The 11,651-nt window shown below is 56.6% G+C and carries 14 protein-coding genes and 1 riboswitch; of the genes, 8 read left to right on the top strand and 6 right to left on the bottom strand.

The genetic code is table 11. The features are described 5' to 3' along the window. Positions 1-107: 107 nt before the first annotated feature. The 4 genes from K6L24_RS07350 to K6L24_RS07335 all read right to left on the bottom strand — a co-directional run bounded on the left by K6L24_RS07350 (position 108) and on the right by K6L24_RS07335 (position 4,594). A complete protein-coding gene (locus K6L24_RS07350) occupies positions 108-1,523 on the bottom strand; it encodes a hypothetical protein (RefSeq protein ID WP_222682113.1) in 1,416 nt (471 codons plus the stop codon). Positions 1,524-1,849: 326 nt separating this feature from the next. Beyond that, entirely contained in the window at positions 1,850-2,650 is an 801-nt protein-coding gene (gene thiD / locus K6L24_RS07345; protein ID WP_137269472.1) for a bifunctional hydroxymethylpyrimidine kinase/phosphomethylpyrimidine kinase, read from the bottom strand. Next, positions 2,650-3,438 (bottom strand): hydroxyethylthiazole kinase, encoded by a 789-nt coding sequence (thiM, locus tag K6L24_RS07340; protein WP_222682112.1) that lies wholly within the window; start codon positions 3,436-3,438, stop codon positions 2,650-2,652. The genes thiD and thiM overlap by 1 nt, the downstream gene beginning before the upstream one ends. 35 nt (positions 3,439-3,473) lie before the next feature. Further along, positions 3,474-3,570, bottom strand: a riboswitch (TPP riboswitch). 91 nt (positions 3,571-3,661) lie between these two features. Further along, the gene (locus K6L24_RS07335; RefSeq protein WP_222682111.1) at positions 3,662-4,594 is read right to left on the bottom strand and encodes an AraC family transcriptional regulator; all 933 of its coding nucleotides are present in this window, start codon (positions 4,592-4,594) and stop codon (positions 3,662-3,664) included. Between the two features lie 122 nt (positions 4,595-4,716). Here K6L24_RS07335 and K6L24_RS07330 point away from each other — a divergent pair, with 122 nt between their 5' ends. Beyond that, a complete protein-coding gene (locus tag K6L24_RS07330) occupies positions 4,717-5,595 on the top strand; it encodes an aldo/keto reductase family oxidoreductase (RefSeq protein WP_222682110.1) in 879 nt (292 codons plus the stop codon). A gap of 205 nt (positions 5,596-5,800) precedes the next feature. Here K6L24_RS07330 and K6L24_RS07325 read toward each other — a convergent pair whose 3' ends face one another. Then, complete coding sequence (locus K6L24_RS07325) at positions 5,801-6,349, bottom strand: helix-turn-helix domain-containing protein (RefSeq protein WP_062742859.1); 549 nt, start codon at positions 6,347-6,349, stop codon at positions 5,801-5,803. Between the two features lie 105 nt (positions 6,350-6,454). Here K6L24_RS07325 and K6L24_RS07320 point away from each other — a divergent pair, with 105 nt between their 5' ends. Continuing rightward, the gene (locus tag K6L24_RS07320) at positions 6,455-7,114 is read left to right on the top strand and encodes an AzlC family ABC transporter permease (RefSeq protein WP_062743098.1); all 660 of its coding nucleotides are present in this window, start codon (positions 6,455-6,457) and stop codon (positions 7,112-7,114) included. After that, complete coding sequence (locus K6L24_RS07315) at positions 7,114-7,437, top strand: AzlD domain-containing protein (RefSeq protein ID WP_062742860.1); 324 nt, start codon at positions 7,114-7,116, stop codon at positions 7,435-7,437. Before K6L24_RS07320 ends, K6L24_RS07315 begins: the two co-directional genes overlap by 1 nt. On the opposite strand, the gene K6L24_RS07310 is transcribed toward K6L24_RS07315, so the two are convergent. Continuing rightward, a complete protein-coding gene (locus K6L24_RS07310; protein WP_222682109.1) occupies positions 7,434-8,360 on the bottom strand; it encodes a LysR family transcriptional regulator in 927 nt (308 codons plus the stop codon). The two genes, K6L24_RS07315 and K6L24_RS07310, sit on opposite strands and share 4 nt — an antisense overlap. A 144-nt stretch (positions 8,361-8,504) precedes the next feature. Here K6L24_RS07310 and K6L24_RS07305 point away from each other — a divergent pair, with 144 nt between their 5' ends. From K6L24_RS07305 to K6L24_RS07285, 5 genes are all read left to right on the top strand, one after another. Continuing rightward, a complete protein-coding gene (locus tag K6L24_RS07305) occupies positions 8,505-9,389 on the top strand; it encodes a pirin family protein (protein ID WP_222682108.1) in 885 nt (294 codons plus the stop codon). Positions 9,390-9,503: 114 nt separating this feature from the next. Beyond that, positions 9,504-10,100: an NAD(P)H:quinone oxidoreductase gene (gene wrbA / locus K6L24_RS07300; RefSeq protein WP_062742863.1), complete on the top strand. Its 597-nt coding sequence runs from the start codon at positions 9,504-9,506 to the stop codon at positions 10,098-10,100. A gap of 105 nt (positions 10,101-10,205) precedes the next feature. Further along, positions 10,206-10,628, top strand: coding sequence for a GNAT family N-acetyltransferase (locus tag K6L24_RS07295; protein WP_062742864.1), 423 nt, complete (start codon positions 10,206-10,208; stop codon positions 10,626-10,628). Between the two features lie 106 nt (positions 10,629-10,734). Continuing rightward, entirely contained in the window at positions 10,735-11,352 is a 618-nt protein-coding gene (locus tag K6L24_RS07290; RefSeq protein WP_118663728.1) for a trimeric intracellular cation channel family protein, read from the top strand. Between the two features lie 32 nt (positions 11,353-11,384). Continuing rightward, positions 11,385-11,633: a hypothetical protein gene (locus K6L24_RS07285; protein WP_240343580.1), complete on the top strand. Its 249-nt coding sequence runs from the start codon at positions 11,385-11,387 to the stop codon at positions 11,631-11,633. Positions 11,634-11,651 lie beyond the last annotated feature (18 nt).

Genomic DNA, 11,651 nt, shown 5'->3' with positions numbered 1-11,651 from the left:
AATTGCTGACTCCATTTTTCAGAACGATCCGCACAAAAAAGCGCGGGTGTCATGAGCGTGCATCGGGGTAAGCTGTCCGGGACATCGTTGAGCTAACGTCGTGAGGTTTACAACACCAGCCCTTTCTTCTTCAGCGCTTTTACAAATTTAACCGCCCCATGATAATTAAGGTGATCGCCATCACGAAAATCCGTGCGGATAAAGCTTTTATCCTCATTAAAATCATGATAGCTGAAATGATAAGTTTCCATACTTTTCAGGAAAGCCCGGGTTTCAGCGATCATCGCGGGTTGAACAGATTCAACGTACTTTTCTGGAAAAGGAGGAATAACATAGTGAATGCGAATACCTTTATCTTTCGCCAGATCACGCATCTCTGCGATCAATCTTGAATTAATATTTTTACTTTCCTTGTATTTATAAAGCTTACTGTGCAAGGCCGCACGAGTTTCAGACGTGGTTTCATACAATTCACAGGCAATAGAAGATGCCTGATTAATCTGCTTTTCGAGGTTCTCACTGGTGCTGGCGAGACTGACTGCATCATCCAGTGCGTAATTAAATTCCGTCAGGCGATCGCTGGACTTCAGCACGGGTAAAAAATGAGCCAGCAGACTTTCATCAGAATGATGCAGGTATTTAGTTGAAATATCATTATCAGGGATAATATTATTTTTATGATTATAATGACTCATGATATGTACCACGCGCACGTTTTCTTTCTCACGCGTTTTATATAACTCGTAAAAAAGATCGAAATAACCACAGGCCAGCACGATTGATTTGATTTTTTTACTTTCAGAATAATGTTGAATCATGGTGTGTGCTTGTCGAAGATCCAGACTATGCATTGACAGGTTAACCGCCTTGTTCAGACAGTTTGCTGGTAAAGCATAATAGCCATAAGAGTTCCCCAACACGAGCGTAGGCGGCTTCTTTGCCAGCATCATATTATGTTTATGCTGCAGAAAAGCGATGAAGGGATCATGCTCAACAGAGAAAGGCAGTGCCTTTAATACCATCACCTGCTGAAAATCAGCCATCAACATTACCCCCTGGGTTTCAGGGAGACTCTTTACCGCATCAGCCCCATGGTCATAAATGATTACCGGATGACAGCTTTCTTGTAACGGGGACAGGAAGGCTTCGGTATCCATCTCCCCTCCGGCAGTCACGTTGATATAAAAAAGGTTGCCGACCTTTTCTTTATCAAGAATGTCAAAAAAGAAAGCAGCATGACGTTCATCACCGAAAAAGAAAATATCCATCTTCTTATTGAGTAATAGCTTTTGCCAGAAACAGAAGTTACTTTTTTCAATCGCCTGTAAAGAAGCTATTGTGAAGTCACTCTCAATCGAATGAGAAATGGCGTTAATCATATCAATCGTTTCGCTACTTTCATCCAGAAATATACTATTCTCTGATAAAAGAAGAGCCAGTTGATTAATTTTCTCACGAGGATCGATCATCAGTTGCTGTGAGATCGCTTTAAACTGGCTAAGGAACACGGATTCAGGATGCAAAGCACACCTCTGCGGTAAGAACTGATTATGCGTTTGCCAAATCTATCACAATGCTCGCGGCTGAATGGTGAATGTAAAGGGCTTTTCTCCCCCTTCCTCTGGCGATGGTATTAGTAGCCGAAGAGGAAGCAAGCCCTCGGATGAATTATCAGTTTTTTCATCGGTCACGTCTGAGCAAACCAGACCGGCCAAAGAGGCCTCGCGCAGGCCTCGTCATCACGGTCCTGATACCCGCTGTGGACTGAAAACTGCCCTGCCTTCGCCAACCGATGAAGGGGAAAGATCTGTTTTCAACAAATCTTCCCCTGGAACCCGGGTTTTACCGCTTACCACCACTGATGAAAATGATGTACCGGCCCCTGCCCGTGTCCCACTTCCAGCGAGTCCGCCTGCTCCAGTGCGCCCTGCAGCCAGTGCCGGGCCGCCTGAACGGTCGTGGGCCAGTCATCGTGGCGCGGGCGCAGCGCGGCCAGCGCCGCCGAGAGTGAACAGCCGGTGCCATGCGTGTTACGGGTGTTCACCCGTGGCGCAGTAAAGCGCTGTTCTCCCTCACGGGTGAACAGCCAGTCCGGGCTTTCCGACTCGCTGAGATGACCGCCTTTCATCAGCACAGCCTGGCAGCCGAGGGCCAGCAGCGCCCGTCCCTGCTCGCGCATCTCCTCCTCGTTGCGCGCCTGCGCACATCCCAGCAGTGCGGCGGCCTCCGGCAGGTTAGGTGTAATCAGTGAAACCTGCGGCAGCAGTCGATCCCGTAGCGTACTCACCGCCTCGGGCGACAGCAGCGGATCGCCGCTTTTGGCCAGCATCACCGTATCCAGCACCACCCAGGGAACGCGGGTCTGTTTCAGCCGCCCGGACACCACCTCAACGATGGCACTTTCTGACAGCATGCCAATTTTAATCGTATCGATGCGCACGTCCGACAAAACGGAATCCAGCTGCGCGGCAACAAACGCCGGCTCAACGCGGCAGATCGACTGCACGCCGGTGGTGTTCTGCGCCACCAGCGCGGTGATCACGCTGGTGCCATACGCACCCAGCGCGGAGAATGCTTTCAGATCAGCCTGGATCCCTGCCCCACCGCTGGGGTCGGTACCGGCAATTGTCAGCGCGTTAATCCTTTTCATCACTGCACCTCCGGGTTCAGCCGGTACAGGGCATCAAGAAAGGCCGGAATGAAACTGCCTGGCCCGTCCACCGCTGCAGCCGCACGCTCGCCGGCCAGCGACACCACGCGGCAGGCGCTGGCCACATGTGTGAGGCGGTCGCCCGGCAGTGCGGCAAAGCCGGCCACGACCGCCGACAGCGCACAGCCGGTCCCTACCACCCGCGTCATCAGCGGGTCGCCGCCGCCCACGCTCAGGGTACGGAGGCCGTCGGTAATAAAATCGGTTTCACCGGTGACGGCCACAATCGCGCCTGTCTCCTGCGCCAGCGAAACAGCCGCCTGCAGCGCCGCCGTGGAGGCGTGCCGGCTGTCGACGCCCCGGCCGCTGACGCTCTGCCTGGCCAGCGCCATGATTTCGGAAGCGTTACCCCGGACAGCGGCCGGTTTCAGTCCCAGCGTCTGCTGGCAGAAGGCCGTGCGGAAGTCCAGTGCGCCAACGGCTACCGGATCTAACGTCCAGGGACGCCCGACCTGCCTGGCGGCATTAATGGCCGCCAGCATCGCTTCGCTGCGGCTGCGGGTCAGCGTACCGACATTCACCAGCAGGGCATCGGCAACAGGGCTGAACTGTGCCGCCTCCTGCGGATCGATCACCATTGCCGGGGAAGCCCCCAGCGCCAGCAGCACGTTAGCCGTAAAGGCCTGTACCACATCATTGGTCATACAGTGGGTCAGAGGGGAATGCTGACGATACAGCCGCAGGGAATGCGCCATATCGGCATGGCTGAGGTCTTGAGGTTGGATCATTCTTCGCTCCCAACCGGCGATCAAGAAGGCGATGCCGGTCGGGCATCTGACTTCCCTACGCTGGCATTATCCAGATCAGGTTATACGGGTATTTCTCAGCCTTCACGCAGAAGGGCACCCCGAGTCAGTGATGATTTTTTACAGTCGGTGCCAGCATAAGGAAGTGGCAGAGTATTGGCAAGCCCCGGGCCGTGCTGCCCTGCCGTCGGTCATCAGGGTATCTTCAGCGCGATCGGCCCCCCGGCGGGGAATGACGCCGCACATAGTCACGCGGCGAACAGCCCATCGTGCGTTTAAAGGCGGTACTGAAGGCACTTTCGGACTCATAGCCCAGCGAGGGCGCAAGCGCAGAAATGGGCAGGTCGGTGTTCAGCAGTTTGTCTCCGGCCAGCAGCATGCGCCAGCGGGTCAGATAATCCATCGTTGACGACCCGACCTTAGTTTTAAACTTCAGCGCAAAGGCCGAGCGGGACATACCGGCACGCTGTGCCAGCGATGGTAACGTCCAGCGATAAGCCGGATCGGCGTGCATGGCCTGCAGCGCCGCACCCAGCTGGTGATCGGCCAGGGCATACAGCCAGCCCACGGCGTCCCCTTTACCACCCGACTCCATATGCTGCCGCAGCGCCTGTATCAGTATCATATGCGCCAGATGTTCAGCGATCAGGGCATGTCCCGGACGCTGTTCATCCAGCTCGGCCATCATCTGCGCAACCAGCCAGCGCAGGGTCGCCTGGTCATTTTCCGCCCGCAGATGGATCACCGCAGGCAGCATGGTCAGCAGAATCGTGGCGTGGGGGTCGTCCAGGAAGAAGCGGCTGCCGGTCATCAGGCAGTCTCCCCCGCCGTTGTGACGGATCACCCCGCCGGCGCGCGGGCCGGCAAACACCACCGCCCAGTCTGTCGCCGGGTGTGACAGGTCGCTGGCCATAACAAAGGGACGTCCGGTAGGAAGCAGGAAGCAGTCCCCCGCCGACAATCGTACCGGGTCAGTCTCCCCTTCGACGGACAGCCAGCAGCCGCCCGACACCATTGAATAACATTTGATGCCCGCGTTAGGTGGAAAACGCACCGCCCAGTCACCGCCCACGTCGAGGACGCCGGAAACATACTGCTGTGGCTTGAGTAACGCGAGAATATCAGAAAGAGGATCCATGATTAATTTTGGACGATTAAAAAGATAATACGGACTTTATAGCATGGATAGGACGTGATGCGCGGGCTTAAGATAAAACCTCGCTGTTCCGTGTTATCCCACCTCTCCTTCAGGAAATAACTATGCACAACATCCGTACATCCGGCCTCTTCTCTCTGGGTTCGCGTCAGGTAAAACGACTGGGCTATGGCGCAATGCAGCTGGCAGGCCCCGGCGTTTTTGGCCCGCCCAACGATCCTGACCGCGCGCTGGCGGTTCTCAGGGCGGCAGTGGCGGCCGGCGTCAATCATATTGATACCAGTGATTTTTACGGCCCGCATATCACCAACAAACTGATCAACGAGGCACTCGCGCCCTATCCTGACGACCTCACGCTGGTGACCAAAATTGGGGCGCTGAGAGATAAAAAAGGCGGCTGGATCCCGGCCATGTCCCCCGGGGAGCTGGTCAATGCCGTCCATGACAACCTGCGAAACCTGGGGCTGGCACAGCTGGATGTGGTGAACCTCAGGATCATGTTTAATACCGCCCAGCCACAGGAAGGTTCCATTGAAGCACCGCTGACGGCGCTGGCCGCCCTGCAGCAGCAGGGGCTGATTAAGCATATTGGTCTGAGCAACGTCACCCCGGCGCAGATTGCCGAAGGACGCGCAATCTGCGAAATCGTCTGCGTTCAGAATCATTACAACCTGGCACACCGCACCGATGATGCGCTGATTGATGCGCTGGCCCGGGAAGGGATTGCCTATGTGCCGTTCTTCCCGCTTAACGGGTTTAATCCGCTTCAGTCTGCTACGCTGACCCGCGTTGCCGAACAGCTCAACGCCACCCCCATGCAGATCGCCCTGGCCTGGCTTCTTCACCGTTCACCTAACATCCTGCTGATCCCGGGCACATCATCCGTTGCCCACCTGCAGGAAAACCTGGCAGCGGCGTCACTCCACCTGCCGGATGACGCCCTGAATGCACTGAACGGCATTACCGGAAGCAATACATTATAAAGCCTCACCCTCTTTCGGGGCGGCCTGATCAGGAACAGGACAGACAATGAGGGCAGGCAAAGGAGGCAGGACTCACGCTCAGTAGCGAGTGAACAGCGGACGTAGCGCTGTCATTCGTTATTTCCCCTCAACACGCAGAAGGCGGGAGGGACGCGCTGTTTCAGGACATGGAAATAATAAGTATTACCGCTGCATAAAAAGGCCACTATCCCTGCTCGGCCACCAGCAGCGCCAGCGTGTCGGGCTCCAGCGCCCTGAAGATATGCTCGCGATCGGCCGGATAGCAGATGTAATCTCCCGGAGCCAGTTCTTCAGCTTCCTCCTTCAGCCCCACCAGCGCCCGTCCCTGCGTGACAATAATATGCTCCACCGAACCTGGCGGATGCGGCTGTGAAAGGCGGTCAGCGCCGGGCTGGGCCATCAGCAGGTAGATATCACGCCGCGCACCCGGCGGGCAGCTGGCCAGCAGGATCGCCTGATAGTTCGCTTCCCCGGCGACGACTTTCGGTCCTTCACCGCGCCGGATCACCTGGGTTTTAGGCAGCTCAGGCTCCAGCAGTCTGGCAAAAGGGATATTCAGCGCCACGCACAGCGCCCAGAGCGTTTCAATGCTGGGATTACCGTTCCCCGCCTCTAACTGGGACAGCGTTGATTTTGCAATACCTGCCCGTCTGGCGACTTCCGCCAGGGACAGCCCGGTCAGCGTACGCTCCCGGATCAAACTTTCTGCAATTACTGCAATGGGCTGGGTCATTTTTTGCCTTATCGTTCGCTAAATCGAACGTTACGTTCGGGTTGATCTCTTTCTGCACTGCGTTCATTATAATGGAAACTTCGTTCGTTATGGTAAAAGTTTATGATGACCCGTCATTTTTCTTCACTCAGCCCGGACACACGTAAAGGCATCTATCTGATCTGCCTGGCGGTCGGGGTGGTGGGTATTTCGTATGGCTCGCTGGCCACCGCCTATGGTTTCCCGCTCTGGGTTCCGCTGTTCTCCAGCCTGTTTGTGCTGGCCGGCGCCTCGGAGTTTATGTTTATTGCTATTGTCGCGGGAGGCGGTAATCCCCTGGCGGCAGCCGTCGCCGGCCTGCTGGTCAATGCGCGCCACTTTCCCTTTGGCATTGCCGTGCGCGACCTCGTGGGTTCGCGCCTCTCTGCCGTTCTGGGTTGCCATATCATGAACGATGAAAGCGTGGTGTTTGGGCTGTCGCAGACCACACACGCGCAGCGTAAAGCCGCCTTCTGGCTATGTGGCCTGGGCGTGGCACTGGTCTGGCCGCTGGGGACAGTGCTGGGCAGCGTGGTTGGCAGGCTGCTGCCTGATACGCAGATGATTGGTCTGGATGCCGTCTTTCCGGCGATCTTACTGGCGCTGGTCATTCCTGCGCTGAAATCACGCACGACGCTGCTGCGCGCCTCCAGCGGGGCGGCAATCTCTCTGCTGGCAGTACCCTTTACCCCGACCGGGCTGCCTGTACTGCTCTCTATGATCGGCCTGCTGGCGAGGAAAAAATAATGGCAGATAACACTCTGTTAATTGGCGGTATCGCCGTTCTGGCGCTGGGCACATGGCTGATGCGCTTTGCGGGCGCTCAACTGGGCAACAGGATGGCGCTGTCGGAGGATGCCCGCAGGCTGCTGTCTGACGCGGCCACAACCCTGCTGTTTGCGGTTGCGCTGGCCAGTACCTTCTACGAAGGCACCCATTTTTCCGGGATCGCACGCGTCACCGGCGTCGCGGTGGCCGTCATACTGGCCTGGCGTAAAATGCCGCTGATTGTGGTGATCCTTGCGGCGGCAGCGGTGACGGCCCTGCTGCGTTTTATCGGTATCCCCTAGTCTTTGCCGGCGGTGGGCTGGCCGTGTTTTTGCAGGATCGTTTTTTTCAACAGTGCAGCGGTATGCTCCACAAAGGTCGCCACGGCCAGCGGGATATGGTGACGGCTGGGGTAGACAATCGACAGATCGTTATTCATCTGCCCGTAATCCGGCAGGACCGCAATCAACTGCTGACGCGTTATGCTGTCATATAACAGCGACTCCGGTAAAAAACAGATCCCCAGCCCGTTTTGCGCCGCTTTCAGCTGCGCCTGTGCGGTATTGGCTGAAAAACGTCCGCTAACGTCAACCTGAACCTCGCCCTCTGGCCCCCTCAGATGCCAGACCGTGCGCGCGGCAGCATGACAGTGAGTAATACAGGTGTGATGCTGCAGCGCGAGGATATCGTCAGGCATGCCAGCGGCATCGAGGTAAACCTGACTGGCTGCCAGCAGGCGGCGGCCGGTGCTGATTTTGCGCGCCACCAGGCTGGAATCCTTCAGCTCCCCGCCACGAAAGGCCACATCAATCCCCTCGCCAATCATATCCGCATGCGTGTCGCTGAGGACAAAATCCAGATGCACACCGGGATATAACGCGAGAAATTCTGCCACCCACTCCATTAAAAACAGATCAAAAAAGTCAGCCGGTGCCGCCACTTTTATACGCCCTGCCGGGGCCTGATTTTCGCCGGCCAGCTGCGTGCTGATGGCGTTCAGTTCACTGATTTTTTGCGCACTGTGCGCATACAGCTGCTCCCCTGCTCCGGTCAGCGTCAGCTTGCGGGTTGAGCGATGGAATAACCGCACGGAGAGGCTTGCCTCCAGCAGTTTGATTCGCCGGCTCAGGGTATTCGCTGGCATCCCCAGCCGCCGCGCGGCCCCGGCAAAACTCCCCGTTTCAACGATATGGACAAAGATCGCAACGTCATTGAGATCGAGCATGTTATTACGTCCAAAAATGGATGAGTGCAATGATATTACACCCCCTAATCATGCCGTGTCCGGAGGATTAAGATATTCCACTGTGACAGGCAGCCCGGGAATGATCCGTCGTTGCCTGTGTTCCCCACATTATGAGGAAGTGAGATGTCTTCGTTATCTGCCGATGAACATGCCGCGACACGCCAGATTGCCTACCGGACAAGCGGCCGGGGAACAGGGCCAATCATTCGCCTGATGAGTCCCTCTGACTATGGCGCTCTCGTCAAACCGTTCGTTTTTCTCGATCGTTTCAGCGGCGACAGCACGATGATCGAACATATGCCCCTGCACCCTCACTCCGGTATCGCCACGGTCACCGTGCTCACCGCCGGCGATCTGCGCTTTGACGACCCGGACGCGGGACAGGGCACCATTGGCTACGGCGGCGTCGAATGGATGCGTGCCGGCGGCGGCGTCTGGCACGGTAAAGAGATGTCGGCAGGGGACTCTGCCCGCGTGGAAGGGTTTCAGCTCTGGCTGGCCCTGCCCCCGGCGCTGGAAAATGGCCCTGTCGACAGCCAGTATCTTGAGGCGCCGTCGGTGCCGCAAACCGGCCCGGCCCGGGTCATCCTTGGCGAATATAACGGCGTCAAAAGTCCGGTTCGTTCCCCCGAGGGGATCAACTATCTGCTGGTGACGCTTCCCGCCCGCACCGTCTGGCACTATATCCTTCCCGAAAATCATACCTGCCTGTGGCTGAGTCTCAGTCAGGGAACGCTGCATACGCCTGATGCGGTAGCCAAAGGTGAGATGGTTATTTTCAGCGCCGGCACAGAGCCCGTGACACTGCAGGCCGGAGAGGAAGAAACACGGTTTGTCATCGGCTCGGCCGTTGATCATCCCTGGCCGCTTTCGCTGGGTAACTACTCCGTTCACACCAGTGAAGCAGCATTACGCGCAGGCGAAGCTAAAATTAAAGAGATCGGTCACCGGCTGCGCGAAGAAATGCGGGGCAAGCCTCAGTCCGGCTCCCTGCCGGTTTATCAATAACGTGGCTTATTCTGGCCCTCAGCGGAGTTCTGTTCTGTGACTGTGTTACGTCGTCTTTTTACACGCTTTTTTACACCAAAAGAGAATGCCATTCATCCCGAAAAGGAAAATAAAATGCCAAAGATTTTAGTGCTTTATCATTCAATGTACGGTCATATTGAAACGCTGGCCCAAAACGTTGCTGAAGGCGCCGCCAGCGTTGAGGGTGCAGAAGTGACGGTCAAACGCGTGCCTGAAACGATGGATAGCGAAGCGTTCAAAACCTATGGCGGTAAAACCGATCAGAAAGCCGCCATTGCCAGCCCGGCCGAGCTGGCGGACTATGATGCCATTATTATTGGCACACCGACCCGCTTTGGTAATATGTCGGGCCAGATGCGTAACTTCCTTGATCAAACCGGCGGCCTGTGGGCGAAAGGCGCACTCGTCGGCAAAATTGCCAGCGTCTTTACCTCTACCGGGACCGGCGGCGGTCAGGAGATGACCATTACCTCTACCTGGACCACGCTGGCTCACCACGGGATGATCATTGTCCCTATCGGCTACAGCACCCCCGAGCTGTTCGATATCTCTCAGGTCAGTGGGGGAACACCCTACGGTGCGTCAACGCTGGCAGGCGGCGACGGCTCACGTCAGCCGGACGAACGTGAGCGGGCTATTGCCAGACATCAGGGTAAATACGTAGCGGAGATCGCTCGCAAAATGCAGTAACAGGCCTGACGCTATGAGAAAAAAGAGATGATGCCTTCATCTCTTTTTTTTTGCGCTACACTCTGCGCCATAGCCACCCGGCGTATCTGTAGCAGGAGTTTAACGATGACAATCCGTCCCTTTACCGAAGCCGACCGGCCGTTTTTACGCACGCTGTTTCTTGCCTCCCGTAAGGCAAACTGGACCTGGCTGGATGACAGCCAGTGGCAGCTGGAAGATTTCGACAGGATCACGCTGGGCGAGCGGGTACTTGTTGCCGAGGAAGACGGTCATCGTGTCGGTTTTGCCGCCGTACTGGATAACGATAACTTCCTGCACAGTCTGTTTATCGACCCGGCCTGCCAGGGCAGCGGTGCCGGCAGTGCCTTACTACAGGCGGTGCAGAAAAGCTTCACCTCAACCGGGGCGCTGAAGTGCCTGGCGGAAAATGTGCAGGCGCAGCGTTTTTACAAAAAGCACGGCTGGCGCGTAGTGGCTGAAGGTGACAGCGATCAGGGGGAATACCTGCTGATGCACTACGTGCTGTAACGCTTTCCGCGCATTATCTGCTCACGACGCGCGTGCCCGGGACGGGCTATCTGTAGCCGTTGACGTGCGCTGAAAAATCCTTTTCACGCTCACCAGGGACTGTGGCATGTGGAATGTATTTCATCTGGTTGACCTCGCCGGCACGCTGGCCTTTGCCCTCAGCGGTGCCACGGCCGGGGTGCGGGAGGATTTCGATGTCTTCGGCGTGTTTGTGCTGGCTGCCACAACGGCGGTGGGGGGCGGCATTATCCGCGATATATGTATTGCCAGCCTGCCCCCGGCGGGGCTGGTCAGCCTGGCCTATCTGGTCATCATTCTGGTGGCCGTCCTGTGCGTCGCCTTCTTCCAGCGCCTGATCCTCTCTTTCGAGAAAGCCACGCTGTTTTTTGATGCGCTGGGGCTGGGCTTTTTTGCCGCGTTTGGGGCCAATAAAACCTGGCAGCACACCCACAGTATTGAGCTGGCGATACTGCTGGGATGCATCAGTGCGGTGGGGGGTGGCTGTCTGCGCGACCTGTTAACCGGCAGGCCCCCGGCCATCTTCAGCAAGGATATTTATGCCAGTGCAGCGCTGGTGGGGGCAGCCATTGAACTGACCGGATCGGCCGGGGTTATTCCGCAGATGTGGAGTGCCTGGCTGGCCATTACGGTCTGCACGTTGCTGCGCCTGATGGCACTAAAATATAAAATCGGCTTGCCGTTGATTAAACACAACGGATTATAATAACGTTTTAGCACAGAGAATGGCCTTTCCCGATGATAAGCAGATCCCCACATGAACAAGCTGGCGTCAGCGCCCGTGCCTACGAGATGCTGCAGTACCTGAACCGCATCGCCCGTGGCGATCGGGCGTTCACGATTCTGGACACGCTGCTTAACCACCGCTGTAACGTCACACCCGATAATGACTTTACCCTGATCCTCCAGTTGTTTGATGCCGGTAAAATTGATTTTGATTATTCGATGGTGGATGGTTTTCAGCAAAGGCATGTCCGGTTGACATGAGGCTAATCACGGCCGGCC

Origin of the sequence: Erwinia persicina (assembly GCF_019844095.1) — a bacterium.
Taxonomy (GTDB): Bacteria; Pseudomonadota; Gammaproteobacteria; order Enterobacterales; family Enterobacteriaceae; genus Erwinia; species Erwinia persicina.
The sequence above is the reverse complement of the archived record's forward strand: the minus strand, read 5'-3'. Positions and strand labels throughout refer to the sequence as shown.